This is a genomic window from Streptomyces griseofuscus (assembly GCF_014673495.1).
Classification (GTDB): Bacteria; Actinomycetota; Actinomycetes; order Streptomycetales; family Streptomycetaceae; genus Streptomyces; species Streptomyces murinus.
The window spans coordinates 5,847,776-5,874,775 of the sequence record NZ_CP051006.1 but is presented as its reverse complement, the minus strand read 5'-3'; the positions used below and the strand labels follow the sequence as shown (position 1 = coordinate 5,874,775).

The 27,000-nt window shown below is 71.7% G+C and carries 27 protein-coding genes; 12 read left to right on the top strand and 15 right to left on the bottom strand.

Annotated elements, in window-relative coordinates:
- Positions 1–49: 49 nt before the first annotated feature.
- A complete protein-coding gene (fabF, locus tag HEP81_RS26610) occupies positions 50–1,312 on the top strand; it encodes a beta-ketoacyl-ACP synthase II (RefSeq protein ID WP_037661512.1) in 1,263 nt (420 codons plus the stop codon).
- A gap of 92 nt (positions 1,313–1,404) precedes the next feature.
- Here fabF and HEP81_RS26605 read toward each other — a convergent pair whose 3' ends face one another.
- Positions 1,405–1,899, bottom strand: coding sequence for a DUF3145 domain-containing protein (locus tag HEP81_RS26605; RefSeq protein ID WP_037661510.1), 495 nt, complete (start codon positions 1,897–1,899; stop codon positions 1,405–1,407).
- Between the two features lie 256 nt (positions 1,900–2,155).
- Between HEP81_RS26605 and HEP81_RS26600 the strand changes: the two genes are divergently transcribed.
- Positions 2,156–3,040 carry an SGNH/GDSL hydrolase family protein gene (locus HEP81_RS26600; RefSeq protein ID WP_037661509.1) on the top strand — a complete coding sequence of 295 codons (885 nt, stop codon included), beginning with the start codon at positions 2,156–2,158 and terminating at the stop codon, positions 3,038–3,040.
- Here HEP81_RS26600 and HEP81_RS26595 read toward each other — a convergent pair.
- Positions 3,015–3,512: an SRPBCC family protein gene (locus HEP81_RS26595; RefSeq protein ID WP_037661507.1), complete on the bottom strand. Its 498-nt coding sequence runs from the start codon at positions 3,510–3,512 to the stop codon at positions 3,015–3,017. The genes HEP81_RS26600 and HEP81_RS26595 overlap by 26 nt on opposite strands.
- A gap of 46 nt (positions 3,513–3,558) precedes the next feature.
- On the opposite strand from HEP81_RS26595, the gene HEP81_RS26590 reads away from it, so the two are divergent.
- Entirely contained in the window at positions 3,559–4,536 is a 978-nt protein-coding gene (locus HEP81_RS26590) for an aldose epimerase family protein (RefSeq protein ID WP_037661505.1), read from the top strand.
- 51 nt (positions 4,537–4,587) lie between these two features.
- On the opposite strand, the gene HEP81_RS26585 is transcribed toward HEP81_RS26590, so the two are convergent.
- The 3 genes from HEP81_RS26585 to HEP81_RS26575 all read right to left on the bottom strand — a co-directional run bounded on the left by HEP81_RS26585 (position 4,588) and on the right by HEP81_RS26575 (position 7,134).
- Positions 4,588–5,661 (bottom strand): hypothetical protein, encoded by a 1,074-nt coding sequence (locus HEP81_RS26585; RefSeq protein ID WP_243279596.1) that lies wholly within the window; start codon positions 5,659–5,661, stop codon positions 4,588–4,590.
- Between the two features lie 232 nt (positions 5,662–5,893).
- Complete coding sequence (locus HEP81_RS26580; RefSeq protein ID WP_078967637.1) at positions 5,894–6,613, bottom strand: cysteine hydrolase family protein; 720 nt, start codon at positions 6,611–6,613, stop codon at positions 5,894–5,896.
- On the bottom strand, positions 6,613–7,134 hold the full coding sequence (locus HEP81_RS26575; protein WP_051850542.1) for a cysteine hydrolase family protein: 522 nt from the start codon (positions 7,132–7,134) through the stop codon (positions 6,613–6,615). The genes HEP81_RS26580 and HEP81_RS26575 overlap by 1 nt, the downstream gene beginning before the upstream one ends.
- Positions 7,135–7,175: 41 nt before the next feature.
- Between HEP81_RS26575 and HEP81_RS26570 the strand changes: the two genes are divergently transcribed.
- Positions 7,176–8,168, top strand: a complete 993-nt coding sequence (locus HEP81_RS26570) for a GlxA family transcriptional regulator (RefSeq protein WP_037661497.1) — start codon at positions 7,176–7,178, stop codon at positions 8,166–8,168.
- A gap of 28 nt (positions 8,169–8,196) precedes the next feature.
- On the opposite strand, the gene HEP81_RS42195 is transcribed toward HEP81_RS26570, so the two are convergent.
- The 4 genes from HEP81_RS42195 to HEP81_RS26555 are packed head-to-tail and all read right to left on the bottom strand — an operon-like array spanning position 8,197 to position 9,806.
- Positions 8,197–8,331, bottom strand: a complete 135-nt coding sequence (locus HEP81_RS42195) for a hypothetical protein (RefSeq protein WP_274599502.1) — start codon at positions 8,329–8,331, stop codon at positions 8,197–8,199.
- A complete protein-coding gene (locus tag HEP81_RS26565) occupies positions 8,331–8,531 on the bottom strand; it encodes a hypothetical protein (RefSeq protein ID WP_037661494.1) in 201 nt (66 codons plus the stop codon). Before HEP81_RS26565 ends, HEP81_RS42195 begins: the two co-directional genes overlap by 1 nt.
- A 20-nt stretch (positions 8,532–8,551) precedes the next feature.
- Positions 8,552–9,361, bottom strand: a complete 810-nt coding sequence (locus tag HEP81_RS26560; RefSeq protein WP_037661492.1) for an EI24 domain-containing protein — start codon at positions 9,359–9,361, stop codon at positions 8,552–8,554.
- Positions 9,362–9,371: 10 nt separating this feature from the next.
- Positions 9,372–9,806, bottom strand: a complete 435-nt coding sequence (locus HEP81_RS26555) for a MarR family winged helix-turn-helix transcriptional regulator (RefSeq protein WP_037661491.1) — start codon at positions 9,804–9,806, stop codon at positions 9,372–9,374.
- Between the two features lie 72 nt (positions 9,807–9,878).
- Between HEP81_RS26555 and HEP81_RS26550 the strand changes: the two genes are divergently transcribed.
- On the top strand, positions 9,879–10,904 hold the full coding sequence (locus HEP81_RS26550) for an NADP-dependent oxidoreductase (protein ID WP_037661488.1): 1,026 nt from the start codon (positions 9,879–9,881) through the stop codon (positions 10,902–10,904).
- A 115-nt stretch (positions 10,905–11,019) separates the two neighbouring features.
- On the opposite strand, the gene HEP81_RS26545 is transcribed toward HEP81_RS26550, so the two are convergent.
- From HEP81_RS26545 to HEP81_RS26535, 3 genes are all read right to left on the bottom strand, one after another.
- The gene (locus HEP81_RS26545; RefSeq protein ID WP_037661487.1) at positions 11,020–12,180 is read right to left on the bottom strand and encodes an EstA family serine hydrolase; all 1,161 of its coding nucleotides are present in this window, start codon (positions 12,178–12,180) and stop codon (positions 11,020–11,022) included.
- A 115-nt stretch (positions 12,181–12,295) separates the two neighbouring features.
- A complete protein-coding gene (locus HEP81_RS26540) occupies positions 12,296–12,979 on the bottom strand; it encodes an SCO2400 family protein (RefSeq protein WP_182787536.1) in 684 nt (227 codons plus the stop codon).
- A 37-nt stretch (positions 12,980–13,016) separates the two neighbouring features.
- Positions 13,017–13,499, bottom strand: coding sequence for an ATP-binding protein (locus HEP81_RS26535; RefSeq protein ID WP_051850140.1), 483 nt, complete (start codon positions 13,497–13,499; stop codon positions 13,017–13,019).
- A 116-nt stretch (positions 13,500–13,615) separates the two neighbouring features.
- Between HEP81_RS26535 and HEP81_RS26530 the strand changes: the two genes are divergently transcribed.
- A complete protein-coding gene (locus HEP81_RS26530) occupies positions 13,616–14,440 on the top strand; it encodes a helix-turn-helix domain-containing protein (protein ID WP_037655253.1) in 825 nt (274 codons plus the stop codon).
- Positions 14,440–14,628: a DUF397 domain-containing protein gene (locus tag HEP81_RS26525; RefSeq protein WP_037655251.1), complete on the top strand. Its 189-nt coding sequence runs from the start codon at positions 14,440–14,442 to the stop codon at positions 14,626–14,628. Before HEP81_RS26530 ends, HEP81_RS26525 begins: the two co-directional genes overlap by 1 nt.
- A 31-nt stretch (positions 14,629–14,659) precedes the next feature.
- Here the strand turns inward: HEP81_RS26525 and HEP81_RS26520 are convergent, their stop codons facing one another.
- Positions 14,660–16,177, bottom strand: a complete 1,518-nt coding sequence (locus HEP81_RS26520; RefSeq protein ID WP_037655249.1) for a DHA2 family efflux MFS transporter permease subunit — start codon at positions 16,175–16,177, stop codon at positions 14,660–14,662.
- 125 nt (positions 16,178–16,302) lie between these two features.
- Here HEP81_RS26520 and HEP81_RS26515 point away from each other — a divergent pair, with 125 nt between their 5' ends.
- A complete protein-coding gene (locus HEP81_RS26515; RefSeq protein ID WP_051850139.1) occupies positions 16,303–17,352 on the top strand; it encodes an Lrp/AsnC family transcriptional regulator in 1,050 nt (349 codons plus the stop codon).
- Between the two features lie 30 nt (positions 17,353–17,382).
- On the opposite strand, the gene HEP81_RS26510 is transcribed toward HEP81_RS26515, so the two are convergent.
- Positions 17,383–17,841 (bottom strand): RrF2 family transcriptional regulator, encoded by a 459-nt coding sequence (locus HEP81_RS26510; protein WP_037655247.1) that lies wholly within the window; start codon positions 17,839–17,841, stop codon positions 17,383–17,385.
- 75 nt (positions 17,842–17,916) lie between these two features.
- Between HEP81_RS26510 and HEP81_RS26505 the strand changes: the two genes are divergently transcribed.
- The 4 genes from HEP81_RS26505 (at position 17,917) to HEP81_RS26490 (ending at position 23,460) form a co-directional block, all read left to right on the top strand.
- A complete protein-coding gene (locus HEP81_RS26505; protein WP_037655245.1) occupies positions 17,917–20,862 on the top strand; it encodes a glycoside hydrolase family 35 protein in 2,946 nt (981 codons plus the stop codon).
- Between the two features lie 155 nt (positions 20,863–21,017).
- A complete protein-coding gene (locus HEP81_RS26500; protein WP_182787553.1) occupies positions 21,018–21,623 on the top strand; it encodes a toxin-antitoxin system, toxin component family protein in 606 nt (201 codons plus the stop codon).
- Positions 21,620–22,849, top strand: a complete 1,230-nt coding sequence (locus tag HEP81_RS26495; RefSeq protein WP_037655243.1) for an MAB_1171c family putative transporter — start codon at positions 21,620–21,622, stop codon at positions 22,847–22,849. The genes HEP81_RS26500 and HEP81_RS26495 overlap by 4 nt, the downstream gene beginning before the upstream one ends.
- 53 nt (positions 22,850–22,902) lie before the next feature.
- Complete coding sequence (locus HEP81_RS26490) at positions 22,903–23,460, top strand: hypothetical protein (RefSeq protein WP_106979907.1); 558 nt, start codon at positions 22,903–22,905, stop codon at positions 23,458–23,460.
- Here HEP81_RS26490 and car read toward each other — a convergent pair.
- Positions 23,453–26,980: a carboxylic acid reductase gene (gene car / locus HEP81_RS26485; protein WP_037655238.1), complete on the bottom strand. Its 3,528-nt coding sequence runs from the start codon at positions 26,978–26,980 to the stop codon at positions 23,453–23,455. The two genes, HEP81_RS26490 and car, sit on opposite strands and share 8 nt — an antisense overlap.
- Between the last annotated feature and the right edge of the window lie 20 nt (positions 26,981–27,000).

Sequence of the window (27,000 nt, the reverse complement as noted above, 5' to 3'; positions counted from 1 at the left end):
CCCGGCGGTGGCGCCGTAGATTCCCGCATCCGTTGGAGAAAGAATTCCCGTGAGCCCGACCAATCGCACCGTGGTCGTCACCGGTATCGGCGCAACCACACCGCTGGGTGGCGACGTAGCTTCGTTCTGGGAGGCCCTGGTCGCCGGCAAGTCCGGTGTCCGTCTCCTGGAAGAGGAGTGGGCGACGGACCTGCCGGTCCGCATCGCCGCTCGTATCGCCGTCGAGCCGGGTGAGATCATCCCCCGGCCGCAGGCCCGCAAGCTCGACCGCTCGGCGCAGTTCGCGCTGATCGCCGCGCGTGAGGCCTGGCAGGACGCCGGCTTCACCGCACGGGCCGGCGAGGACACGTCCGTCAACCCCGACCGCCTCGGCACGGTGATCGCCTCCGGCATCGGCGGTGTGACGACGCTGCTCGACCAGTACGACGTGCTGCGGGAGAAGGGCGTACGCCGTGTCTCCCCGCACACCGTGCCGATGCTCATGCCCAACTCCCCGGCGGCCAACGTCGGTATCGACCTGGGCGCCCGCGCCGGCGTGCACACCCCCGTGTCGGCCTGCGCCTCCGGCGCCGAGGCCATCGGGTACGCGATCGAGATGATCCGCACCGGGCGTGCGGACGTGGTCATCGCCGGTGGCACCGAGGCCGCGATCCACCCGCTGCCCATCGTCGCCTTCGGCAACATGATGGCGATGTCCAAGAACAACGACGACCCCTCGGGCGCGTCCCGGCCCTTCGACACGGGCCGCGACGGTTTCGTGCTCGGCGAGGGCGCCGGTGTGGTCATCCTGGAGTCCGAGGAGCACGCGAAGGCGCGCGGCGCCCGGATCTACGTGGAGGCGGTCGGCCAGGGCATCTCCGCCGACAGCCACCACATCACGCAGCCGGAGCCCTCGGGCAACGGGATCGCGCACGCGCTCCAGAACCTGCTGGACAGCACGGATCTGAAGCCGGCCGAGGTCGTACACGTCAACGCGCACGCCACGTCCACCCCGCAGGGTGATGTCGCCGAGATCAAGGCGCTGTGGAAGGTGCTCGGCGACGACGTCGAGCACCTGGCGATCTCCGCCACCAAGTCGATGACCGGTCATCTGCTCGGTGGCGCCGGCGGCATCGAGACGGTGGCGTCGATCCTGGCGCTGGTGAACCGTACGGCGCCCCCGACGATCAACCTGAAGGACCTCGACCCCGAGGTCAACGCTGATGTCGTGGTCGGCGAGGCCCGGCAGCTTCCGGAGGGCCGGATCGCCGCGCTGAACGACTCGTTCGGGTTCGGCGGCCACAACGTGGTGCTGGCGTTCCGCACGGTCTGAGTACGCGGCGAGAAGGGCCCCCACCGGCTGGTGGGGGCCCTTCCTCGTGCACGCGAACGAACGCATACGTACGCGGGTGAAACCGGCCGTGCTCAGACCACCTGGTGCAGCCACCGCACCGGCGCGCCCTCACCGGCGTACCGGAACGGCTCCAGCTCGTCGTCCCACGGCTTGCCGAGCAGCTTGGCGATCTCGGCCTCCAGGTCGGTCTCCTCGCGCTGGGAGCGGGTGAGGGCGGCGCGCAGACGGTCCTCGGGGATGAGGATGTCGCCGTGGATACCGGTGACGGCGTGGAAGATGCCCAGGTCGGGGGTGCAGCTGTAGCGCTCGCCCTCGGCGGTGGCGCAGGGCTCCGCGGTGACCTCGAAGCGCAGCAGATGCCAGCCGCGCAGCGCGGAGGCCAGCTTGGAGGCGGTGCCGGGCCGGCCCTGCCAGGAGAACTCCGAGCGCCAGGTGCCGGGAGCGGCGGGCTGCCGGATCCAGTCGAGGTTGACGCGCGTGCCGAGCACCCCGGCGATGGCCCACTCGACGTGCGGGCACAGCGCGCGCGGCGCGGAGTGCACGTACAGAACTCCACGTGTCGTCACCGGAACCTCCGGGCAGAGCGGGACATCTTGCTGGCTTGCCGGCGGCTGTGGCACCACGGCCGCGCTGATGGCGAGGCTACCTTGCGGCGGGGCAAGGAGTGTGACGTACCGTCGGTCCCGGTGCCAGGAATCCTTCACCATTCACCCAGGGGGACGCTTGTACGGGCCCCGTTCGTTCCAGCGGACCCGGCGCCGGGAACCCTCGCACGTTGTTATGGGGGAAAGCACCCGACTTCGAACGAGGAGAGCACCAGGAATGCGGAAGCGAAGCCACCGGGCGCGGCTCGCCCTGGCCGTGGCGGCGGCCACCGCCCTGGGCGTCGCCGGGTGCGACGCCCAGGGCTCGCCCGCGGCCAGGTCCACCGGGGCCCAGGCCGTCAAGGCACCGGTGTGGAACCGCAGTCCGGCCTCGATCGCCGCGGTCGGCGACTCCATCACCCGGGGCTTCGACGCGTGCACGGTGCTGTCCGACTGCCCCGAGGTCTCCTGGGCGACGGGCAGCGACGCCCAGGTGGAGAGTCTGGCGGTACGACTCCTCGGCGCGGCGGGCGCGGCCACGCACAGCTGGAACTACGCGATGACGGGCGCCCGAATGGCGGATCTTTCGCAGCAGATGGCCGATGCGGCGAGTCGCGACCCGGAACTGGTCACCGTGATGGTCGGCGCGAACGACGCCTGCCGCTCCTCCACCCGGGCGATGACCCCGGTGGCAGGCTTCCGCGCGGACTTCGAGGAGGCCCTGCGCACCCTGCGCGCGACCGCCCCGAAGACACAGGTGTACGTCGCCAGCGTGCCGAACCTGAAGCGGCTCTGGGAGCAGGGCCGGGGCAATCCGCTGGGCAAGGAGGTCTGGAAGCTCGGTATCTGCCCCTCGATGCTGGGCGACGCCGACGACCTGGGCGAGGCGGCCGAGCACCGGCGCGACCAGGTCGAGGACCGGGTGGTGGCCTACAACAAGGTGCTGAAGGAGGTCTGCGCCACCGACCGCCGCTGCCGCTTCGACGGCAACGCGGTGTACGACTACCGCTTCGACACCGACCAGCTCAGCCACTGGGACTGGTTCCACCCCAGCAGGGACGGCCAGGCCCGGCTGGCGTCGATCGCCTACCGGACGGTCACGGCCGCCGGTCCGGTGGCGTAGCACCCATGCCGTCGTCCTCCCCCTCGTACCGGGCCAGCTCGGCGGCCAGGCGGCGCATGACCGTGTGGTTGGCGCGGCGCATCGCGGCGCGCACGACGGGGGCCAGCAGGCGTTCGGGCAGCGGTGCGCACAGCCAGGTGTAGGTGAAGGAGACCCGGCTGCCGGCGCCGTCCGGGAGCGGGGCGATGGCGTATATGCCATGGGCCTGGCGGCGGCCGCCCGCGCTGACGTTGTGCTCGACGATGCGGTGCGGCGGCTCGGAGTTGATCACCTCGATGCCGACATCGGTCCGCGTGCCGCCGAGGGCTGCGGTGACGGTGGCGCGGGCGCCGAAGCCGCGGCTCGGGCCGCTGTAGCGCCAGTCGGTCAGATAGTGGTCGGTGAACCGCTCGTGGTGGGCCATCACTTCGAGGAAGTCATGGACCCGCTCGGGCGGGTACGGAACCTCGGTCGACACGGTCACGGGTCGCATGCCCGGCACGCTACAGAGCCCCGCCCCGGTCACCTAGGGTTTCGGCATGAGCGAACTCTTCGGCACACTTCCCGACGGCACCGAGGTCCACCGCTGGACGCTTCAGCGGGGCGGGACGCGGGTGGAGGTTCTGACGTACGGCGGGATCGTGCGCTCCGTGGAGGTGCCGGACCGGGAGGGGCGGACGGCGGACGTGGTGCTCGGGTTCGCCGGTCTCGACGGCTATCTCGCGCATCCGGAGCCGTACCTGGGCGCGTTGATCGGGCGGTACGCCAACCGGCTCGCGGGGGCGCGGTTCCCGCTGGACGACGTGGTGTACGCCCTGGAGCCGAACGAGGGGCCCAATGTGCTGCACGGAGGTGCGCACGGGTTCGACAAGCGGGTGTGGGAGGCGACCGGCGTCGAGCACGGGGTGCGGCTGGCCCGGGTGAGTCCGCACGGCGAGGAGGGCTTCCCCGGCCGGCTGGACGTGGCGGTGACGTACACGCTGGACGCCGACGGTGCGCTGCGGATCGCGTACGAGGCGAGGACGGACGCGCCGACGGTGGTCGCGCTCACCAGCCACGGCTACTTCAACCTGGCCGGTTCCGGGGCGGGTTCGGCGGCCGGGCACGAACTGCGGCTGGCCGCCTCCCGGTTGACGCCGACCGGCGAGGATCTGATCCCCACGGGCGAGCTGCGCGAGGTGGCCGGCTCGCGCTTCGACTTCCGTAGTGCCCGCAAGGTGGGCACGGGGTACGACCACAACTTCGTGCTGGACAAGGGAGTTACCGGGGTACCCGAGCAGGTCGCCGAGCTGCACGACCCGTCGTCCGGCCGTACCCTCACCGTCGCGACGACCGAGCCCGGCCTCCAGCTCTACACCGGCGACCATCTCCCGGCGCCCTTCGCCCCCTGCGACGGGATCGCCCTGGAGACCCAGCACTTCCCGGACTCCCCGAACCATCCGGACTTCCCGTCCACGGTGCTGCGCCCCGGCGAGGTGTACCGGTCGGAGACGGTGTACGGCTTCTCCGTGCGCTGACGGTGCCCCGCGGGTGTCCCCCGGCCGTCGCCGGCCGGGGGACACCGCTGCTCACGCCGTGGCGGTCCGCCCGGTGATCGGGCAGGTGCCGGCCGCGGCGGCGCCGAAGGCGGCGGTGTGCGCGGGTGCCGTGCCGCCGATCTGCTGGAGGATCTCCTTCGAGAGCAGGTCCTCCTTGCCCTTGAGCGCGTCCGCGACGTCGAGGGCGGCGTTGAAGACCATCTCGGCGGCCACGTTGTCCTGGACGATGCGGGCCAGGTTCTCCAGGGCCACGCCGATCGGGTCGGCGGGGGTCTCCGCGGTCGGCAGGTCGATGAGGTGGGTGTTCACCTTGGCCTGGTTCATGGTGCGCCGGATGATGATGGACGCCTGGTTGAGTTCGGCGGTGGTCCAGATCGACAGCACCATGACGTACAGGTCGCTCCACGCCTGTTCGCCGATCCGCGCCCGCCACCGCTTCATCAGCGCTTCGATCCCGGTGATCTGCGCGGTGGCCGCGGCGGTCATGTTGACGCGGATGGACGGGTACACGGTGGCGGCGAACTGGTTGAAGGCCACCATGTCGAAGGACTTGGCACCGACGGCTGTGTCGATGAACTTGATGGCCTCGGTGAGGATCTTGTCGCTGGAGGCCGCCAGGTCGGCGGGGAGGTTGGCGGTCGGCAGCTTGGTGCGGGCCGTGGCGAGGGTGCTCCGGAAGCCGGTCAGCGGGGTGATCCAGCCGGTGTCGCCCGCGGGCTTGAAGGCGACCATGTCCAGGTCGTGCGGGTCGATGCGCTCGGAGTTGGCGATGTTCGGCACCTTGTCGCTGAGGTAGGCGGCGATGACCGAGTAGACGCCGAGCGGTACATGGGCGATGGACTTGGCCAGTTCGAAGTACTCCGGCACCGGGTCCACGGTCTCGACCTGCACCCCCTTGTCGATCAGGGTGAAGCGCCCGCCGACGGCGTTGTTCTGCACGACGACGACCGGGCTGAGGTGCTTGGTCAGTTCGGACTTGAGGGACGCGTAGTTGGCGCGCATCCCGGCGTTGACATTGCGTATCGCGTCCCGCGCGGCCTTCTCGTCGGTCGCGCTGGCGGCGCCGGTCGCGGCCGACGCGCCGGTGGCCGCCTGGGTCTCCATGAGGAGGGTGGCTGCGCCTACTGCGGTAACGGTCCCCAGAAATCCTCTACGAGTGGTCATGCCCCGTCTTTCCGTGATGAGTGGTCGTGCTCCTGTGGGGTGGGGGGAAAGATGTGGGGGGAGTTCTCGGGGGTGGTGCACCGGCGAGGGGGGAGTCGCCGGGGCCATGGGGTTCGCCACGGCCCCGGCGGCGGACGTCTCACCGGGTCGGACCGGATGGGCCCGGTTCAGGTCAGCTCAGGGACTTCTGCGTGGGTACGACGACCCCGTAGAGGTCCTGGACCGTGGCGAGGGCGGCTTCGTGGACCTGCCGCGCGGGAATGCCCTCGGGGTCGCCCTTCAGCGGCAGCGGCCGGGTGGCCGAGGCGTCGGCGACGACGGTCGGGTGGTATCCGGCGAGGAACGCGCCCTGGGTGGTGAACAGGACGCACATATTGGTCATGAAGCCGGCGACGATGACGTTCTTGCGCCCGGCCTGCTTCACCTTCTGGGCGAGGTCGGTGCCGTGGAAGCCGTCGGGGACGCTCTTCTCGACCACCGGCTCGCCCTTGGCGGGCTTGAGCTCCGGGACGATCTGCCCGCCCTTGGACTTCAGGTCGTAGCCCTTGTCCACGATGTGGATGACCGGGGTGCCCGCCGCGCGGGCCCGGTTCAGCAGGGCCTTGGCGTTGGCCAGGGCGGGCTTCCAGCCGTCGAGTTCCATCACACCGTCGGTGTAGGTGTTCTGGTAGTCGACCAGGATGAGCGTCGCGTCGGAGAGCGTGGCCGGGGTCTCACCGAGGCCGTTGAGCTTGCGGAGCGTCGTGGTGTCCTTGGCCACGTTCGTCCGGGCGGCGGGCGCGGCGGACTCCTTCTTGGGGGAGGCGGAGTCCGAGTCGGAGCCGCAGGCGGCGAGCGTGGCCGTGAGCAGGGCGGCGATGCCGAGCGCGGCGGTACGGCGTGTGGTGTTCATCAGCCGATGTCCTCCTGACCGGCTACGACGACCCCGTACAGGTCGGCGATGGTGGCCAGGGCGCTGAGGTGCACGCCGTGGGCGTCCACCTCCTTCCCGGCGACCGGCAGTGCGCGGGTGGCGCAGGCGTCGGCGACCACGGTGGGGCGGTTGCCGCGCAGGAAGGCGCCCTGGGCGGTGAAGGCGACGCACATATGGGTCATGAAGCCGGCGATGACCAGGTCACCGCGACCGGCCTCGTCCACCAGCTGCCCCAGGTCGGTGCCGTGGAAGGCGTCGGGGGCCTGCTTGACGACGACGGACTCGCCGTCGGCCGGGGCGACGCTCGGGTGGATCTGCCCGATCTCGGCGCGGATGTCGTAGGGGGTGCCCTCGCCGCCGTCGTTGACGACGTGGATGACCCGGGCGCCCTCCCGGCGGGCGCGCTCCAGCAGCCGGGCGGCCGCGTCCAGGGCGGGCTGCCAGCCGTCCAGCTCCATCACAATGGCTCCTCCCCGTACGTCGGCAATGACGTCTAGCATGCAGAAACCGACACCGTCGTATTCCGTTGCCCGGGGGGCCTGTGCACACCGTCGACCAGCTGATCGTGATCGTCCTCTTCGACCAGGTGGACCTGCTCGATGTCACGGGGCCGCCGGAGGTCTTCCATCTGGCCCGCCGGGAGACGGAGGAGGCCGCGGCGTACGACGTCGTGCTCGCGGCCGAGACCATGGACCCGGTCGTGACGGCCGCCGGGGTCCGGGTGCTGCCCGATGTCACCTTCGACGCGCTGGCGTCCCGCAGCATCGACACCGTGATCGTGCCGGGGGCGGTCGAGCCCGGCGACGACGGCCGGCTGCGGCCGACGGTGGACCCGGTGGTCGTACGGCGGGTACGGCAACTCTCCGCGCGCGCCCGGCGGATGACCTCGGTCTGCGTCGGGGCGCACATCCTCGCGGCCGCCGGGCTGCTCGACGGCAAGCGGGCCACCACGCACTGGTCGACCGCGCAGCAGCTCGCCGCCGACCATCCGGCCGTGGAGGTCGACGCCGACCCGATCTTCATCCGCCAGGGCGATGTGTGGACCGGCGCCGGTATCAGCGCCTGCCTGGATCTGTCCCTCGCGCTGATCGCCGACGACCTCGGCGAGGCCGTCGCGCTGCGGGTCGCCCGGCAGCTGGTGATGTACCTGAAACGGCCCAGCGGGCAGAGCCAGTTCAGCGTGCCGCTGGAGCAGGCGTCCACGACCCGGCGGATCGAGGATCTGCGCCACTACATCCTGCGCCATATCGCCGAGCCGCTGACCGTCACCCAGCTCGCCGAGCACGCCCACATCAGCGACCGGCAGCTGACCCGGATCTTCAAGAACGAGCTGGGTACGACCCCGCACTCCTATATCGAGTCGGTCCGCGTCGAACGCGCCCGCCATCAGCTGGAGTCCACCGACGCCACCCTCGAACGCGTCGCCTCGGCCTGCGGGTTCGGCACCCTGGACACGCTCGTCCGGTCCTTCCGCCGCAGGCTGGACACCACCCCTACGGAATACCGCCGCCGGTTCCGGACGACGCCCGCCTGAAGTCCCTTGCCCAGCAGGTGGGTTCGGGTCAGTCCCGGCCGGCGCGGAGGGAGCCCGGGTGCTCGCCGCGCATCCGGGCGGCCGCCCGCTTGAGGAGGGTCATGGCGGTGGCGCGGATCAGCAGGGTGCTCGCGGCGCCGGACGGCAGCGCCGCGGCGGTCATCAGGGCGCCGAATCCGGAGCGGGCCGTTCAGATACGCGGCGAAGGTGGCGCGGTCCCCGCATCTGGAACAGCGACCAGACCCCGAAGGCGAGCAGCCCGGCTCCGACGACCGCCGCCGCGAAGCCGATCGGGCCCCGGGTGAACCCGTAGTGCGGCCCGCCGAAGGTCAGCGGCAGCCCGAGCACCATCCCGTAGGACATCGGCTTGGCCGGGAGCGTGATCAGCGGTCCGTGGTCTGCTCCTGGGTGGCGGGCTCGGGTTCCGCCGAACCGGATTCCGGCCCGGACTCCTCCCCCAGCAGATCCCGTGCCAGCAGCGTCGCGCCGGCGACCGCGCCCGGCATCAGGAAGACGGCGACGAAGGGGACCAGGAAGGCGAGGCCGAGCGGGGTGCCGTAGCCCCAGACCAGCAGGCGGCGTGAACGCAGCAGGGTGAGGCGGGTGCGCAGGTCGAGGCCCCGGCGCTGCAAGGGGATCGAGGTCAGCTCCTCCGCGAGGAAGAAGCCCAGCACGAAGAAGCCCAGCACTGGTATCACCGTCTGGCCGACGAACGGCAGCAGGCCGAGCGCGAACAGCAGGACGCCCCACACCGTCGCCCGGATCAGGATGCGGACGCTGTCGCGGGCCGACAGCCACAGCTCCCGCCAGAAGGGAAGCGTGGACTGGGGTGCCGTACCGTCGGGCGACTCGGAGGCGTCGACCCGCTCCGAGAGGTTGTCGTAGAACGGCTGCCCGATCACCAGGGTCACCGCGGTGAAGGTGAGCACCGCGAGCAGCAGGCCCAGCGCGAACAGCACGGCCGTCAGGAAGCCGCGGAACAGCGTGCCCCAGGGGCTCGACCAGTGGTCCGCGAAGGGGGTGGCCCAGGTCACCACGCCCTCGCCCCATATCGCCAGCGCGACCAGCGCGGCCACATAGAGGACCAGTGCTATCAGGCCCGGCAGCAGGGCGAAGCCGTACTGCCGGCCGTGCCGGACCACCCACCGCTGGCCCTCGACCAGGTACTTGAATCCCGCCCCCAGATCACGCATGGCGGAAACCTTACGCGTCGAGCATGCGCCGCAGCAGATCCCGCAGGGTCCCCCGCTCGTCCGCCGACAGCCCGGCCAGCGGCTCCCGCGCGAAGTGCAGCCCCTCCCGCAGATCGCGGGCCACCCGCAGCCCCTCCTCCGTGGCCGCGGCCATCTTGATCCGGCGGTCGGCGGGGTCCGGGCGGCGCTCGGCCAGGCCCCGGGCCTCCAGGCGGTCCACGATCCCCGTCACGTTCGACGGCTCGCACTTCAGCTTCTGCGCGAGCTTGCGCATGGGCAGCGGCCCGAGGGACAGCAGGCTGAGGAGCTTGGCCTGCGCGCCGGTCAGGGCGTGCCCGGCCGCCGCCTCGTCATAGTCCGCGTGATAGCGGGCCACGACCTCGGCGATCAGTTCTACGACGTCCAGGGTCAGCTGGTCCGGACGGCGGGGATGCGGTGGTGCCATGCCCTCCAGCCTACCCCGTTACTTGACAACATGAAATATTCAGCCTAACTATTGTTTCAGGTGATGAAATAAATGAAAGGCACGATCGCGATGACGACGCACACCAACCGCGAATGGCACCTGCTCAGCCGCCCCGTCGGCTGGCCGAAGCCCGAGGACTTCGCGCTCGTGGAGACGCCCGTCCCGACCCCGGGCGAGGGCCAGATCCTGGTACGGAACACGTACCTCTCCGTGGACCCGTACATGCGGGGCCGGATGAGTGCCGCGAAGTCGTACGTCGCCCCGTTCGAACTGGGCAAGGCCATGGAGGGCGGCGCGGTCGGCGAGGTGATCGAGTCCCGCGCCGAGGGGATCGCCGTCGGCGACCATGTGCTGCACTCCCTCGGCTGGCGCGAGTACGCCGTGGTGGACGCGCAGCACACCGTACGGGTGGACCCGGAGGCGGCGCCCCTGTCGGCGTACCTCGGGGTGCTCGGCATGACCGGCCTGACCGCGTACGCGGGCCTGCTGCGCACCGCCTCCTTCAAGGAGGGCGACATCGTGTTCGTGTCCGGCGCCGCGGGGGCCGTCGGCAGCCAGGTGGGGCAGATCGCGAAGCTCAAGGGTGCCTCGCGGGTGATCGGCTCGGCCGGCTCGGACGAGAAGGTGCGGCTACTGGTGGAGGAGTACGGCTTCGACGCGGCCTTCAACTACAAGAACGGCCCGGTGTCGAAGCAGCTGCGCGAGGCCGCGCCCGACGGCATCGACGTGTACTTCGACAACGTCGGCGGGGACCACCTGGAGGCGGCGATCGGCTCCCTGCGACGGGACGGCCGGATCGCCGTCTGCGGCATGATCTCGGTCTACAACGACACCGAGCCCGCGCCGGGCCCGCGCAACCTGGCGCGGCTGATCCAGACCCGGGGCCGGATCGAGGGCTTCCTCGTCAACGACCACCGCGATCTCCAGCCGCAGTTCGTGCGGGAGGTCGGGCCGTGGGTGGCCTCGGGGCGGCTGAAGTACCGCGAGACCGTGGTGGACGGCATCGAGAACACGGTGGAGGCCTTCCTGGGGCTGCTGCGGGGTGACAACACGGGGAAGATGGTCGTCAAGCCGTAGCCCCGGCAGGCCGGGCCGCCTGGTTCGGGCGGCGAGGTCGCGGTCGGGGCTGGGCCGTGACCCCCGGCGGGCCGGGCCGCTGGGTGGGGAGGCGCGTCCCCACCCGTGAGGGCCGTCACCCGACGGCCGTCGCCGCCCGGTGCGCCGCCCGTACCAGCCGTTCGTTCTCCGGCGCCGCCCCGTACGGGAAGGTGAACCGTCGCCGGGTGTACCCGTACGCGAGCCCCGCGTGCGGGTCGGCGAACGCCTGGGTGCCGTTGGCGCCGCTGTGGCCCACGGAGCCGGCGCCCAGGAAGGGGTACCAGAGGTCGGCGGTGGCCTGGAAGCCGAGGCCGAAGGACCGGTGGTCGCGGGTCACCAGGTCATAGCCGGCGGAGTGGATCCGGCCGAACTCGGCGACGGTGTCCGCCTTCAGCAGCGGCGCCTTGCCGTCGACCTCCCCGATCATCGCCGCGTACATCCGCGCGAGCCCCCGCGCCGAGGCGATCCCGCCCTGCGAGGCGGGGCCCTTGGCGCGGATCAGCGGGTCCTCGTACAGCCGCTCCAGGTCGGTCGGTTCGGCGCCGTGCCGGTTGTAGGCGATCGCCTCCAGGGTGTGCGGGCCGCGCGGCGAGGCGTCGATGAGCGCCTGCTGTCCGGGGGCGGGGAGCGGCGGCTGGACGGCACGGAAGCGGGGGTCGGCGGTGGCCGGGAGGCCCAGGTGGAAGTCGAGCCCGTAGGGGGCGCGGACCCGGTCCTCGTACAGGTCCTGGATCGTACGGCCCGTCGCCCGGCGCACCACCTCGCCCGTCAACGCGCCGATGACCAGGGCGTGATAGCCGAACGCGGCGCCCGGGCGCCAGAACGGCCGCTGGTCGGCGAGGTGTTCGGCGATCGCGCGGTCGTCCGCCAGCTCCGTGCGGGTGAACCCGGCGTCCGTGCCGACCAGTCCGGCCCGGTGCGCGAGCAGGTCCCGCAGGGTCAGCTCGCCCTTGCCCTCGGCCGCGAACTCCGGCCAGTAGTACCTGACTTTGCGGTTCAGCTCCAGCGTGCCGTCCTGCACCAGCAGCGCCGCGACCAGGTGGGCCGCGCCCTTGGTGGCCGAGAACACGCCGTACAGCGCGTCACCGGTTCCGGCCTCGCCCGCCCACAGGTCCACGACACACCGTCCGCGCACATAGGCGCACACCTGGCCCTCGTAGTCGTCCCGTTCACCCGCGACTAATGCGGCGAATTCCTCGCGTACCGCCTCGAAACCCTCGGCGACCGTGCCGTGCACGGCGATGTCCTGTGTCATCCGTTCTCCTCAGAACCTGTCCCTGTAACGACTCAACCGCCGGGAAGGCCCTTCGGTGTCATCGATGCCCCGAACGGCCGATGGCATCGGAGAGGCGCAATTCCGGCGGCCCTGATCAGGTGCACCACCACAGGAAGCGGTCGCAGGTGCGGGTCGGGGACGGAGCCGGGGGCGGGGCTGAGGTCGCGGGGGCGGTGGTGGGGGGTGCGGCGGTCGGCCGCGTCGGGGGCGGGGCGGTGGGGGCGGTGACAGGTGAGCCGGGGGCGGTGGTGGCGGAGGGTGACGCCTTCGTCGTACCGCCGGCGGTGGCGGAGGGGGAGCCGGAGCCGGAGGCCCCCGCGGACGGGGACCCACTCGCGGAGGCCGTCGCGCCGGAGGTCGCCGAGACGTCGGTGACCTGGGGCGGGGCGGTCGTACGGCCGGAGGGGCCCGAGCTGCCGCCGTCACCCTCGTCGGCCGAGGTGTCCTTGACGGTGGCCGTGCCGCCGCCGGTGAAGGGCAGCGGCGCGTCGGTGCCGAGTTCGGCGAAGCCGAGGCCGCCGGCGGCGAGCACGAAGCCGGCGGCGAGGAGGGCGGTACGGCGACGCCGCCGCCGGTGTGCGGCGGCCTTGCGCCCCCGCCGCTCCGCTCTTCCCCCTACGGCCTCCCCTTCCGGGTGCCCCTCTCCTGGGCCCTTCTCGGGCTCCCCAGGCTCCGGCTCCACCGCCGCCGGACCGGGTATTCGGTCAGCCGGTGTTCCGCACCCCGGGCAGACCAGGGCGCCGTTGAGGTGCCGTCGGCACGGGAGGCAGTAGTCCATGACGCCCGGAAGACTAGGGTCGACGCGCGTCACGTTCCTAGGCACGGCTGTGAATGTTTGGCGCAGGATCGAAAACGTTCTCGAAAGACGCCGGTACGGCGACGAGGGCCCGCACGGTCTTCCCGGGCGGCGGCTCCTTGTCCACCACCTCCCAGCACCGGGCCACCGCGTCCACGAGCAGCAGCCCGCGCCCGGACTCGGCGAGGCGGGAGGGCGGGGTCACGTTTCCCGGCCCGGGCGGCTGACACTCCGACCGGGTGTCACTCACCTCGATCCGGATACCGTGCGCGTCCCGGGCGAGCCGCAACTCGAAGTCCCGCCCCGGCACGCGCCCGTGGGTGACGGCGTTCGCGGCGAGCTCGGCGACGACGAGGGCGACGGCCTCGGTGGTCTCACTGTCATGGGCGTACCCCCAGCCATCCAACTGCGCCACGGCGAGCCGCCGCGCGAGGCGTGCGCCGCGGGGGGTGGAACTGAGGCGCTGGACGAGTGTGGGGGTGATGACCGGGAGTGCTGTCATGCGCCCAATGTGGGGTGCGGGGAGGGGGGTTCACCAGGGGTGACGCGTGTACGCTGCGCGGGCGTACGCGGTCACGGACTGGACAGTACTCATGACGGGGCGTGACGATCTGTCACATGGCACCAGGAATCGGCGGTGAGCCGGAGTCGTCGGACAGTCTGCGTACGTTCGGAGCGGTTGTACAGGCCCTCCGGGAACATCACCGACTCACCCGGGAGGAGCTTGGGGAGCTGGTGGGGTTCTCCAAACACACCATCGCGTCCATCGAGTTGGGGCGCCGGATGCCGGATCTCGACTTCGTGGAGGCGGCGGAGGAAGCGCTGGGCAACACGGGTGCGTTGAAGAGGGCGTTCAAGCACCTGGAGCGGCAGCCGGGACTGGCCGCGTGGTTCCGCAGGTGGGCGGAGCTGGAGAAGCTGGCGATCACGCTCTACACCTACGAGTGCCGGATGGTCCCGGGGCTGTTGCAGACAGAGGCGTACGCACGCCAGTTGTTCCTGGATGAGCTGCCGCCCTTGACCGACGAGCAGATCGAAGACAGCTGGGCCGCTCGGGCCGAACGCCAGCGACTGCTTTGGGAGCGCCCGAACACGTCTTTCAGCTTCATCATCGAGGAACAGGTGCTCCTGCGTCACACTGGCGGCCGGGAGGTCACGCGTGGAGTGGTCCGCCACCTTCTGGAAGTGTCGGAACTCCGCAATGTCGAGATCCAGATCATGCCCTTGGAAAGGGACTCACACGCCGGGCTGCATGGGCCGATTCGGCTGCTGGAAACACCGAAGCACAAGTGGTTCGCGTACCACGAAGGTCAGGAGTGCGGGCTGCTCATGTCCGACTCGAACGTGGTCAGCGTCGTACAGTCAAGGTATGCCAGGATGCGTTCACAGGCTCTCTCCATTGCGGGTTCACGGGGCCTGTTGCAACGGATGCTAGGAGACTAATGAGCACCTCCGAACTTGCCTGGTACAAGAGCAGCTACAGCAGCGGCTCAGGGGATGACTGCATCGAAGTCGCCACTACCCCCGCCACCATCCACATCCGCGACTCCAAAGCCAAACAGGGCCCCCAGCTCGCCCTCACCCCCACCACCTGGTCGGCGTTCGTCGCCTACGCCGGCGCGCAGAGCTAGCACGCCGGCGTAGGCGAGAGGCTGGGCCCGGTCAGGCGTGGGCGGGGACCGGCGGTTGTTCCACCGCCGGGGCGACCCGCTGGGGGCGCATCAGGAGCAGGGCCAGGAGGCCGGCGACCAGGCCCACGACGCCGGCGACGGTGAAGCCGGCCCGCAGGGCGTGCGCGGCGGCGCCGTGCAGGGCGTCGGCCAGCTGCGCGCGGTCCGTGGGCGGGGTCGCGGCCAGGACGTGGCCCGCGCCGCCCCCGGAGAGGGCCCGGCCGAGGGCGGTGCCGCCCTGGATGTGGTGGTCGGTGAGCCACGCGGCCGACGCGGACGCGAAGACGCTGCCGAGCACGGCGATGCCGATCGCATGGCCCAGCTGGCGGGCGCTGTTGGTCGCGCCCGCGGCCATCCCGGCGCGCTGGAAGCCCACCGCCGCGGTGGCCGAGGAGCCCAGCGTGGGCAGCGTCGCGCCGACTCCGACGCCGATCACCGCGTAGCCGACGATCAGCGCCGTCCAGTCGGAGCCCGCGCCGATCAGCACGCTCTCGGCCAGGGCACCGGCACCGATCAGCACCATGCCGCCGCCTATCAGCAGCTGCGGGCGGGCGCCGTGCAGGAAGCGGCCGACGACCAGCGAGGTGAAGAACGAGGCCACGGACAGCGGCAGTCCGGTCAGCCCCGCCTCCAGCGGAGTCAGCCCGAGCAGGGACTGGAGCCAGATCGACGTGTAGGCGAGCATCGCGAACGCCGCGACGTTCACCGTCAGCGACGCGATCATGATCCCGCTGAACGAGCGGCTGCGGAACAGGGACAGGTCGAGCATCGCGTGCGGCGAGCGGACCTGGACGGCCAGGAAGACGAGGAAGGCGACGACGGCGAGGGCGAACAGGCCCAGGACCGCGCCGGAGGTCCAGCCGTGCTCCTGGGCCCGGATCACCCCGAGGACGAGGGCCGCGGCGGCCACGGTGAACAGCGCGGTTCCCGTCCAGTCGGGGCGGCGCCCGGACGTGGGCCGGTCCGCGGACAGGGCCTTCACCGCCAGCAGGACCGCCACCACGCTGATCGGGATGTTGACGTAGAAGATCCACCGCCAGTCGACGGCCTCGGTGAGCAGACCGCCGAGGACGGGCCCGACCGCGGCCGCGGCGCCGGAGACCGCGCCCCACACGCCGTACGCGGTGCCCCGGTCGCGCCCCTGGTAGGAGGCGTTCAGGAGCGGGAACGCGGTCGCGAACATCGCGGCGCCCCCGAGCCCCTGTACGGCGCGGGCCGCGATCAGCAGGCCCGGGTTCGGCGCCGCGCCGCACACCGCGGAGGCGAGCGCGAAGGCCACGAGGCCGCCCAGATAGACGCGCCGGTGCCCGGTCAGGTCGGCAAGCGCTCCCACGCCGAGCAGCACCACGGCGAGGGCCAGGGCGTAGGCGTCGATCACCCATTGCAGCGAGGCGAACGTGCTGTGCAGGGCGAGGGACATGTCGGGGAGGGCGACATTCACGATGGTGACGTCGATCAGCAGCATGAACGAGCCGAGACAGACCGCCAGGAGGGGCAGCCATTTACGCATGGGAACACGCGTCCTTTCCATTGGTACGCCCCTCACCTTCGGCGACCATCGGGCCGTGCTCCAAACAGACCCCTCGCGCCGGGCCAAAACCTCCATAGTCCAGCTCTTCATGGAACGATTCGCTCATGCCCGACGCCATGGACCGACAGATCATCCGCGCTCTCCAGTGCTCGGCCCGCGCCCCCTTCGCCCGGATCGCCGAGGCGGTGGGCGCTTCCGAGCAGACCGTCGCCCGCCGCTACCAGGCGCTGGTGCGCAGCGGTGTGGTCCGCGTCCACGGCCGGGTCACCCCCGCCTCGTACGGGCAGGTCGAGTGGGTCGCCCGGATCGCCTGCCGGCCGGACCGGGTGGGGGCGCTGGCCGAGGCCCTGGTGCGCCGCCCCGAGGTGTCGTTCGCGCGGCTCGCCTCGGGCGGCTCGGAGATCATCTGCCTGCTGCGCTCCTCGGCGGGCGACTCCGGGGACACCGTGCTCCTGAAGGAGCTCCCCCGCACCTCGGCCGTGCTGAACCTGCACATCGACATGATCCTGCACGGCTTCGGCACCGGGCTGTCCGCCGAATGGAACGGCTACGGCGGCCATCTGACGGCGGAGCAGCAGGCCCTGCTGACCGCCGGCGCCGCACTCCCGTCGGGGCCGTACCGGGAGATCACGGACGAGGACCGGCCGCTGCTCGCCGCGCTCGCCGAGGACGGCCGTGCCACCCATGCCCGGCTGGCCGCCGAGACGGGCTGGAGCAAGGGCCGGGTCCTGCGCAGGCTGGCGGCGCTGGAGGAGTCCGGCGCCCTCGCCTACGACGTGGACCTGCTCCCCGAACTGCTCGGGCACCATCTCCACGCCACGCTCTGGCTGCGTGTCCCGCCGCGCCGGCTTGAGGCGGTCGGCGAGGAGATCGCCCGGCACGACCAGATCGCCTTCGCCGGTGCCATCAGCGGACCCGACAACATCATGGCCGTCGTCATCTGCCGTGACACCGACGACCTCTACCGCTTCCTGACCCGGCAGATCGCGTCGATCCCGGACATCGGCGGCTACGAGGTGAGCATCCGTGTCCGCGGCTTGAAACAGGCCGGTTCCCTCATCACCGGAGGGCGTCTCACACCGGCCCCGGGGCCCTACGTCCGCCCGCGGGGCACGGGCCGCGGTGAGCGGCCCCGCAGCCCGAAGGGGACATGACCGGGCGGGCTCCGTGCACCGGTCGGCGGTCTACGGGTTCTCCCACGCCGCCGGTTCCGCCGCCAGCGCCCGGACCGGGTCCGGCAGCGTGCCCGACGCCAGGTCCCCGATCGTCACGCCCTCCAGGATGCGGCGGACGCCCGCGCGCAGGGCGATCCACAGCGGGAGCAGGGGTTCGGCGGTGCCGGTGTAGGTCAGGCCCGTCGGGCGTTCGCCGCGCACGGAGACGATCGGGCCGTCCACGCCCCGGATGACATCGGCCACGGTGATCGCCGGAGCCTCGCGGGCGAGCCGGTAACCGCCGCCCCCGCCACGCCTGCTGTCCACGATCCCGGCGCGCCGCAGATCACCGAGGATCCCTTCCAGGAACTTGTGCGGAATCCCCTGCGCGGCCGCGATTTCCTCTGCCTTCACCGGGCCGTTACCCTGCCGTACGGCCAGCTCCAGTACCGCCCGTACCGCGTAATCCGCCCGTGCCGAGATCCTCATGGATCCATTGTGGGACGTCCTCGCGTGGAGAATGGCCGGAATCCGCGCCCCGTAAGATCGCCGGGAGGATCCACCTTGGCGCTCAGCAGACGTACCTTCAGTGCCCTGACCGGCTCGGCCGCGCTCGGCCTCGCCCTGGGCGGCAGCGGCGGAACCGGAGCGCCCTCGGCGTACGCGGCCCGCAGCGTGCCGACCGGCCCGGTGCCCGCCCCGCCGCGCGCCGACGGCGAGCACCACACCATCGGGTACGACCGCTACTCCCTGCTGGTGGACGGCAGACGACTGGTCGTGTGGTCCGGCGAACTGCACCCCTTCCGGCTGCCGAGCCCCGCCCTGTGGCGGGACGTGCTCCAGAAGATGCGCGCGCACGGCTACAACGCGGTGAGCATCTACGTCGCCTGGAACTACCACTCCCCCGCCCCGGGCAGCTACGACTTCTCCGGCGTCCGCGACCTGGACCTGTTCCTGCGCACGGCCGCCGAGACCGGGCTCTACGTCATCCTGCGCCCGGGCCCGTACATCAACGCCGAGGTGGACGGCGGCGGTTTCCCCGGCTGGCTGACCGCGACGAAGGGGCGCGCCCGCTCGGCCGACCCGACGTACCTCGGCCATGTGGACGAGTGGCTGACGCGGGTGAACCGGATCGCCCGCGAGCACCTGTTCACGCAGGGCAAGGGCACCGTGCTGCTCTACCAGATCGAGAACGAGTTCGACGCGCACGTGGATTCGGCCGACAGCCGCGCCTACATGTCCCACCTGTACAAGAAGGTGCGCGCCGACGGCATCGACGTACCGCTGTTCCACAACGACAAGGGGCGCAACGGGTACTGGACCCCCGGCTCCTTCGACACCGGTGGTGAGCACGGCGGTTGGCTGTACGGCTTCGACGGGTACCCCTCGCCGTCCCAGACCCCGCCGGACTGGGGGACGTTCGGGCCCGGCGGGGCGAAGGGCGGCGCCAGCGCCTCGCCCGCCACGCCCGGGTTCGTGCCCGAGTTCGGCGGTGGCTGGTTCGACCCGTGGGGTGGTTCCTTCTACGACGGCAAGGGCTATGCCGAGGCCCGCCGCAGCCGGGACTCCGCCTACGAACGCCGCTTCTACCTGACCAACTTGGCCAACGGCATCACGCTGCACAACGTCTACATGACCTTCGGCGGCACCTCCTGGGGCTGGCTGCCCGCGCCGGTCGTCTACACGTCGTACGACTACGGCGCCGCGATCGACGAGGCCCGCAACGTCACCGCGAAGATCGCCCCGATGCACCAGCTCGGGCATCTGCTGCAACGCGTACCCGACTTCGCCAAGCTGGACCGCGCGGCGGAGGTGCGCGCCAAGGGGCTGAAGGTCTACCACCTGGCCAACCCGGACACCGGCGCCCATGTGTACATCGCGCGCAACGACGCCGCCGAACCGGTCGCGGCCGATCTGCCCACCGCCGAGGGGCGGGTGCGGATCACCGTGCCGGGCAAGGACGCCAAGCTGCTGACCACCGGTCTATCGCTGGGCAGGCGGAAGCTGAAGTACGCGACCGTGCAGCCGGCCATGTGCCTGACCGCCGGGCGGCAGGACGTCGCCGTGTTCACCGGGCGCAAGGGCGAGATGGCCGAGCTGGTGCTGGAGTGCGACGCCGACCCGGACGTCATGCGGCTCGACCCGGAGGCCGCCTGGGGCGTGGACGACTCGGGCCTGCATGTGAACGCCCCCCTCGGGCAGAGCGGCCTGATCCGGGTGCTGGTGGAGAAGGGCGACACCGACACCCCGCTGCTCCTGCTCTTCGCCGACGACGCCACCTCCGTACGGCTGTTCCCGTACGACACCCCGTCCGGGTCCCTGCTGGTCTACGGCCCCCAGCTGCTGCGCCATGTCGAACTGCGCGGCGCCGAGGTCCACTTGACCGGTGACATCACCGACCCGACGAGCGTGGAGGTGTGGGGGCCGCGCGGCATCTCCCGGCTGGTGTGGAACGGGCGCAGGCTGGCCACCCGGGTGACGATGTCCGGCAGCCTGATGACCACCGAGATGCTGCCCGCCGTACCGGACGTCCGGCTGCCCGCGCTGGGCAGGTGGCGGATGTGCCGGGAGAACCCCGAGGTGGGCCCGAGCTACGACGACTCGAAGTGGAAGAAGGCGGACAAGAAGACGTCGTACAGCACTTCGGCCGTCCCGGACGGTCAGCCGGTGCTGTTCGCCGACGACTACGGGTTCCACTACGGGGACGTCTGGTACCGGGGTGTCTTCGAGGACTCCGGCGACATCTCCGAGGTCGCGCTCGGCTACAGCACCGGCACCCAGGGGATGCTGATGGCCTGGCTGGACGGGGAACCGCTGGGCACGCACCGGATGCCGGTGCCGGACGCCGCCACGATCCGCAAGGGGACCTGGTCGGACACGGCCTCCTTCCCGGTGCGCGACGCGCTGCGCTCCCCCGGCCGCCATGTGCTGTCCGTCCTCGTCCGGCGGATGCAGCACGACCAGGACGGCACGTCGGACGACACCCACAAGGCCGCCCGGGGTCTTACCGCGGCGGTCTTCAAGGGGGCGTCGCCCGAGGTGAGTTGGCGGATCCAGGGCGAGGGCCGCGCCGACCCGGTGCGCGGGCCGCTGAACAACGGCGGTCTGCACGGCGAGCGTTCGGGCTGGCATCTGCCGGGGTTCGAGGACCGCGACTGGGAGTTTGTGGACTTCCCGCGCGCCGAGCGGTATCAGGGAGTGACCTGGTACCGCACGACCTTCCGGCTGGCGGTGCCCGGCGATGTGGACGCCTCGGTCGGGCTGACGCTTCAGGACGATCCGTACCGGGCCTACCGGGCGCAGATCTTCCTCAACGGCTGGAACATGGGCCAGTACATCAACAACGTGGGCCCGCAGCACACGTTCGCGCTGCCCAACGGGGTGCTGCGGACGCGCGGCGAGAACACGCTCGCGCTGGCCGTGCTGTCCGAGTTCACCACGCTGTCGGGTCCGGGCGAGGTCTGCCTGACGCTGCTGGGCAAGGCCGCCGGAGGGTTGGTTGTGTCTTGAACCACGCCCCTGAGATCGCGTGACGCGGGCATATCCCGGCGCGTACGCTCGATGGGGCTCCGGCGGCGAGGAGTCGCGCGGAGCCGTGAAGAGCCGTGAGCCATGAGGAGTCGCGGCGAATCGCGGGAAGCGGCGGACGGCGGGAAAGGGAACGGATGGGCATCGCGGGCGCGCGCCGGCGGACGGCACAGCTGACCGCACGACTGCGACGCCCCGGCGGCTCCGGCACCGCCATGCGTTCCCTCGCCGGCGAACTGGCCTCGGCGGTCCGCGCCCGGCCCGAAGCCCCCGACGGCGTACGGGGGTTGTGCCGGGCGCTGTGCGAGGAGATGAGCGTGCTGCGCGGCGGACGGCCGCTGGAGCTGCGCTTCGAACGCTTCCCGGACGAGATCGAAGTGACCGGGCTGTGGGTGGAGTTCGCCGACTTCGACCTGGTCATCGTGGAGGACCGGGCCGAGGACGTGCAGCAACTGGTCATTCTCGGACATGAGTTGTGGCATCTGCACGCCGGGCACCGGCACCATCACCTCGCCGGTGACGCGGCGGCCCGCGCCTTCGCGGACACGCCCGGCTGGCCGGAGACGGCGCTCACGGTGGCCGCGCGCAACGGCTCCCGGGAGACGGACGAGGCCGAGGCGGACGACTTCGGCCATCGGCTCGCCGCTCTGTTCCGGGCCCGGCTCAGCGGGTCCGGTGACACCCAGCAGGACCCCTTGCAGCGTGCCCTCGGCTATCGCGGGCGGGGCGGAGCGGCGCGGTGAGCACGCTGGCACTGGACCCTTCGGTGCTGCTCGGCCGTCTGTACATCTCCTTCTGGATCCCGACGGCGCTGCTGACCGTCGCGCTGCTGCTGAAGCTGCCCACGATCATCCGGCTGTGGCGGGACCCGTTGCTGCGCGCGGTCGGCGGGGTGCTCCTGTTCGCCTGCACGGTGTTCGTGTTCTGCGTGCCGTCGATGATCCACCGGATGAACGCGCTCACCGGGGTGCCCAACTTCTCGGCGCCCTGGTGCTATTCGCTGATCACCGCGAACTCCGGGGCGGGCCTGCTGTTCATCGTCACCTGGCGCAACGGCCGGGGCGGGCGTGCCGGACGGTCGGCGCGCACCCGGCGGGCGACCCGGTGGATCGTCTCGGGGTACATCCTGGTGGTCGTCGCGCTGTGGGTGCTGTTCCTGCTGGCCGACGTGCCGGTGGAGCGGGTGCGGGACCTGGACACGTACTACGCCCGTACGCCCTTCATGCGCGAGGAGATCCTGCTCTATCTGCTGGCCCACACGGTCGCCTGTGCGCTGAGTTCCCGGGTCATCTGGGACTGGGTACGGGACCGGGGGCTGGACGCGTGGCTGCGCTGGGGGCTGCGGCTGCTGGGCGGGGGGTACGCGCTGAGCCTGCTGTACGACGCGGCCAAGGTGACGGCGGTGGTCGCGCGGTGGTTCGGCCGGGACCCGGACTGGCTCAGCACGAATCTGGCGCCGCCGGTGGCCTCGCTCTCCGCGATCCTGCTGGCGGCCGGCTTCATCCTTCCGCATGCCGGGCAAGCCCTGCACGACCGGTGCCGGGTCCGGCTGGCGTACCACCGGCTGGGTCCGCTGTACCGGGTGCTGCGGTCGACGGCGGGAGCGGGGCCGCGCTTCTCGCTGCGGGCCACGGGGGAACTCCGGCTGATCCGCCGGGAGACGTACATCCGGGACGCCCTGCTACCGCTCGCCCGCCATGTGGACACCGATCTGACCGAGCGGGCGTACGCGGCGGCGCTCGCGGTGGGCCATCCGGTGTCGCGGGCCCGTGCGGTGTCGGCGGCGGTGGGCGTCCTGGACGTGGTCGAGAACGGCGGCGGGGCGGTGCGGGGGGACGCCGACCCCACGGTGCTCCTGCGGGACATCGCGGCGATCTCCTCGGCGCTGCGGCATCCGAAGAACCTGGCGGCGGTCCGTGCGCTGTCGGCGGCGACACCGGCTCCGCCGAGCATCACGGTCCCGGAGTGACGCACCCGGCCGGCGCCGGTGAGCATCCCCACCTCCCCGGGCACCATGGACCCGTGACTCTCGATTTTCAGCTGGTGCTGCTGCGTCGTATGGCCGATCACAATCCGGAGCTCGTGGACGAGGCCCGCAGAACGCTGGGCGCCTCGATCGGGGAGATGCGGGAGGCCAACAAGCGCTGGCAGGCGATGGTGCGGTCGCCGAGGACACGGGGCGCGGCGGCGCGGTACCGGTCGGTCCTCGGGGAGCCGGAGAGCGTCGTACCCCGCAAACTCGGCGACGCGGAGTGCGAGGCCCGCCGCTGGGCGCTCCCGCTCTGGCCCGACCTGCGGTTCGAGGTACTGGTCGGCCCCGACGGCGCCGTATGGAACGAATGGCTCGTACGAGCCCCCGGCGCCGCCCCCGCCACCCCGCGCACCCTGGACGACCTCACCCCCTGGTCCTGCACCGTGGACGAGGTCGCCCGCGCCTTCCCTCCGGCCCGCCCCCTGGAGGGCACCGCCCCGACCCGCTGGGGCCTCGCCTTCACCGCTCCCGACCAGGACGGCGTACCCCACGACATGGTCGCCGAGTTCACCTGGGGCCTGCTCCAGCGCACCGCACAGGTCAGATGAGGCGCAGCGCCCGGAGATCGGTCACGTACTTGGTGATCAGTTCCGGCGACAGATGCGGGATGTCGTTGTCCCCACCGAGGGACGCGGCCCGTACCGCCGAGCGGAACCGCTCCGCCGGCAGGGCGGATCCGCTGAGCGGCGGTTCCGGGGCGGCGAAGGCGTGCAGCAGCGGGAGCAGCGAATGCTGCCGCAGGCGGTCGGGCAGGGCGCGTAGGGCGGTCTCGAAGCGGCCGAACCACTCGGTGTGGTCCGGCACGCGGGTCAGCGGGTGGCCGGCCGCCGCCAGCCAGTCGACGAACGTGTCCAGAGAGATGCCGTCCTCGTGCGGGTTGACCACGTTGTACGTCCGGAAGCCCGCTCGCGCGTCGTCGCCCAGGGCGGTGACGGCACGGGCCGTGAAGTCCACGGGGAGCGCGTCGTAGTGTCCGCCGCCGGCACCGGTGCCCGGGGCGTAGAAGCTGCCGGGCGCGATCCCGGTGGCCAGCAGGCTCAGCAGGAGGCGGGTGAAGACGTCCGAGACGTTGAGCTGACCGGCGTAGCGCGGGTGCGCGAGGATCAGGTTCGAGCGGAAGACGGCGACCGGCAGTCCGAACGCGTCGTGCGCCTCGCGCAGCAGCACCTCGCCGGCCCACTTGGCGGCCGCGTAACCGTCGGCGTACTCGCCCTTGAGGTCACGGGTCGGGCAGGCGGTGCGGATGTCCGCGGACTCGTCGGCCGCCGCCTCGTCGCCGAAGACGACGGCGACCGTCGAGAGGTAGGTGAACCGCTTGATCCGGGAGGTGATCGCGAGCCTGATCAGTTCGGCCGTGCCCAGCACATTGGGGCCGAACAGCTGGCCGTAGGGCAGGAGGTGGTTGACCTGCGCCGCCGGATGGACGATCAGGTCCACGGTGTCGGCCAGTCGCCGCCAGGTCTCGCCGTCGAGCCCGAGGTCCGGTTCCCCGATGTCGCCGGGGATCACGTGAAGGTGCCGATCGGCAACCTCGTGGTAGCGCTTGAGGAGTTCCGGGTCGCCGCTGTCGAACGCCGCGTCGAGCCGTGCCCGGGCCTCGTCGGCGGAGGAGCCGCGGACCAGGCACACCAGGGTGCCGTCGCGCTCGGCGAGGCGCTCCAGCCACTCGAGGCACAGGAAGCGGCCGAGGTAGCCGTTGGCGCCGGTCAGCAGGACGGTCCGGGCCTCGGGCGGCGGACCGGCCGGCCTGCGCGCGGCGGAACGCGCGTCGAGGAACGCGTCCAGCCGTAGATCGGCGGCGTCGAGCCGGGTCGCGTCGGGGCCGTGGACGCGGTCGGCGGTGGGCCGGCGGTGGTCCGGCGCGAGCGCCCGCTCGATGTGCTCCGCCACCTGCCGCAGCGTGTTGACCGGGCTGATGACCACATCGACGGGGACGTCGACCTGGAAGATCTCCTTCAGGGTCCGGGAGAACGACAGCGCCGTGAGGCTGTCACCGCCGAGTTCGAGGAAGCGTGTCCCGGGCTCCACCGCGGCGTCCTCCTGCCCGAGATGCGCCCGTACCGCCCGCAGCACGGTGTCCAGGACCGGCTCGTCGGCGCCGACCCGGCGCAGTGCCTCCAGCTCGGTGGCCTCGCGGTCGGACAACTCGGCGTACAGCGCTTCCAGTCGCTCGCCGTACCGTTTCGTCAGGGCCGGTCGCAGCGGCTTGCGCACCCCCGAGAGCAATCCGTTCTCCTGGCTGAACGGCTCGGTCTCCACGAGGAACTCCCGTGGCACCTCGTAGGAGTTCAGTCCCGCCTCGGCCGCGAGGCTCCGCAGGGATTCCCGCAGCGCCGTCCTCAGGCGCCGGGTGTCCCCGTCGGCGCGGTCGAGGGCGTCCCGCGTGGGTACGACGACCGCGAGCAGGTAGGCGCGGGCGCTGTTGCCGTACAGGAAGATCTGCCGGACCGCCGGGCTGCCGCCGAAGAGCGCCTCCAGGCGGGAGACCGCCACGAACTCGCCCTGTGACAGCTTGAGTACGTTGGCGCGGCGGTCCACGTACCTCAGCTCGTCGGGTCCGACGCGGGCCATGATGTCGCCGGTGCGGTAGAAGCCGTGCTCGTCGAAGACCTCGGAGGTGGCGTCCGGGCGCCGGAAGTAGCCCGGCACCAGCCGCTCGGACCTGACCAGCAACTCGCCCCTGGGGTACGGCGAGTCGGTGCCGAAGTATCCCAGCTCGGGAACGTCGGCCAGCTTGTGGTCGGTCACCGGCGGGCGCAGCACACGGCCGTCGAGCAGGACGATCCCGGCTTCCGTCGAGCCGTAGCCGTCGAGCAGCCTGACCTGGAGGCAGCTCTCCACGAACGCCGTCGTCTCCGCGCTGAGCGGAGCCGAGGCGCTGACGGCCCACAGGAGGCGGCCGCCCATGACCTCTTCCCGCAGTTCCTCCTTCACCCGCGCCTCGATCTCGGCCAGGTCCGTGCCCGTCCCGCCCCTGCGTGACAGCTCGTCCCGGTAGTGCCGCAGGAGGAGGTCGGCGATGCGGGGCACCATGATGAACTCGGTGGGGCGCACCAGGGAGAGGTCCTCGAAGAGCGTCGACAGGTCACCGGACGCCGCGAAGCAGGCAAGCCCGCCCTTGGCGAGCGTACCGAACAGCACTCCCCTGCCCACCATGTGACTGAGCGGCAGGTAGTTCAGCACGATGGACGGCCGCGCCGCCTGGCCGGGTACGAAGTCGACCCAGAACTGCCTGACCACACGCTCGGTGTACATGGCGCCCTTGGGGGTGCCGGTGCTGCCCGAGGTGTAGATCAGTGTGCTGAGCGCGTCGGCCGCCGATGTCTCGGGAACCCGCGGGAGCGGGGGCAGGGTCCGTCCCCGGTCGATGACCGATGCCAAGGTGTCCAGGCTGGCGCCGTGGGCCGCGAGCCGGTCGCGTGCGGCGGCCAAGTCCGCCTGGTGCGCGGTGACTTCAGGGCGGTGGCCGAGGACGACGATCCTGGGCGGCGAGGGCGTGTTCGCCGCGATCCGGAGGGCGACCTCCAGCTGGTCGGTGTCCACCGCGAGCAGCCGCGGTCCGGTCTGCTCGACGAGGGGGGCCAGTTGTTCCGCGGAGGCACCGGCCGGCAGCGGAACGGACACCGCTCCGGAGCGGACGCAGGCCAGCTCCACCATGGTGTACTCGGTGCCCGGGCGACCGAGGAGGGCGACGAAGTCGCCTGGCCGCACGGCATGTTCGGGGTGATGCCGCTGGTGCCGCCACTCGGCGGCCACGGCGCCGGCCCGTTCCCAGAGCTCGCCGTAGGTGAGCGTGTCGAACCGGTTCAGGAGGCGGAGCGTGGTGCGGCCCGTCTCCGGGTCGGTGAACGGCTCCGTGGCGCGCTCGCCCAGGGCGGGGCGGTCCGCGTACGCCTCCATCACGGTGGCCACCAGGGCGGCCAGGGGTAATCCGGGCCGCCGGACCGCCGCCGTGACGGTGTCCAGGGGCGCGGTGTCGCGGAACTGCGTGTCGGTGGCGTACAGGTGGGCGCCTCGGCGAGCGGTACGGGCGTCGAGTTCGCCGGCGGGGATTCGGGAGGGGTGCATGGGCAGTCTCCTTATGCGGC

Coding starts and splice junctions, on each gene's coding strand:
- HEP81_RS26510 (WP_037655247.1), bottom strand. CDS start 17,841: ATGAGGATCTCGGCACGGGCGGATTACGCGGTACGGGCGGTACTGGAG.
- HEP81_RS26530 (WP_037655253.1), top strand. CDS start 13,616: ATGGCACCAGGAATCGGCGGTGAGCCGGAGTCGTCGGACAGTCTGCGT.
- HEP81_RS26550 (WP_037661488.1), top strand. CDS start 9,879: ATGAAAGGCACGATCGCGATGACGACGCACACCAACCGCGAATGGCAC.
- HEP81_RS26555 (WP_037661491.1), bottom strand. CDS start 9,806: ATGGCACCACCGCATCCCCGCCGTCCGGACCAGCTGACCCTGGACGTC.
- HEP81_RS42195 (WP_274599502.1), bottom strand. CDS start 8,331: ATGACCGCCGCGGCGCTGCCGTCCGGCGCCGCGAGCACCCTGCTGATC.
- HEP81_RS26545 (WP_037661487.1), bottom strand. CDS start 12,180: ATGACACAGGACATCGCCGTGCACGGCACGGTCGCCGAGGGTTTCGAG.
- HEP81_RS26515 (WP_051850139.1), top strand. CDS start 16,303: ATGCCCGACGCCATGGACCGACAGATCATCCGCGCTCTCCAGTGCTCG.
- HEP81_RS26600 (WP_037661509.1), top strand. CDS start 2,156: ATGCGGAAGCGAAGCCACCGGGCGCGGCTCGCCCTGGCCGTGGCGGCG.
- HEP81_RS26585 (WP_243279596.1), bottom strand. CDS start 5,661: ATGGAGACCCAGGCGGCCACCGGCGCGTCGGCCGCGACCGGCGCCGCC.
- HEP81_RS26525 (WP_037655251.1), top strand. CDS start 14,440: ATGAGCACCTCCGAACTTGCCTGGTACAAGAGCAGCTACAGCAGCGGC.
- car (WP_037655238.1), bottom strand. CDS start 26,980: ATGCACCCCTCCCGAATCCCCGCCGGCGAACTCGACGCCCGTACCGCT.
- HEP81_RS26500 (WP_182787553.1), top strand. CDS start 21,018: ATGGGCATCGCGGGCGCGCGCCGGCGGACGGCACAGCTGACCGCACGA.
- HEP81_RS26580 (WP_078967637.1), bottom strand. CDS start 6,613: ATGAACACCACACGCCGTACCGCCGCGCTCGGCATCGCCGCCCTGCTC.
- HEP81_RS26535 (WP_051850140.1), bottom strand. CDS start 13,499: ATGACAGCACTCCCGGTCATCACCCCCACACTCGTCCAGCGCCTCAGT.
- HEP81_RS26590 (WP_037661505.1), top strand. CDS start 3,559: ATGAGCGAACTCTTCGGCACACTTCCCGACGGCACCGAGGTCCACCGC.
- HEP81_RS26575 (WP_051850542.1), bottom strand. CDS start 7,134: ATGCTAGACGTCATTGCCGACGTACGGGGAGGAGCCATTGTGATGGAG.
- HEP81_RS26560 (WP_037661492.1), bottom strand. CDS start 9,361: ATGCGTGATCTGGGGGCGGGATTCAAGTACCTGGTCGAGGGCCAGCGG.
- HEP81_RS26540 (WP_182787536.1), bottom strand. CDS start 12,979: ATGGACTACTGCCTCCCGTGCCGACGGCACCTCAACGGCGCCCTGGTC.
- HEP81_RS26595 (WP_037661507.1), bottom strand. CDS start 3,512: ATGCGACCCGTGACCGTGTCGACCGAGGTTCCGTACCCGCCCGAGCGG.
- HEP81_RS26520 (WP_037655249.1), bottom strand. CDS start 16,177: ATGCGTAAATGGCTGCCCCTCCTGGCGGTCTGTCTCGGCTCGTTCATG.
- HEP81_RS26565 (WP_037661494.1), bottom strand. CDS start 8,531: ATGTCCTACGGGATGGTGCTCGGGCTGCCGCTGACCTTCGGCGGGCCG.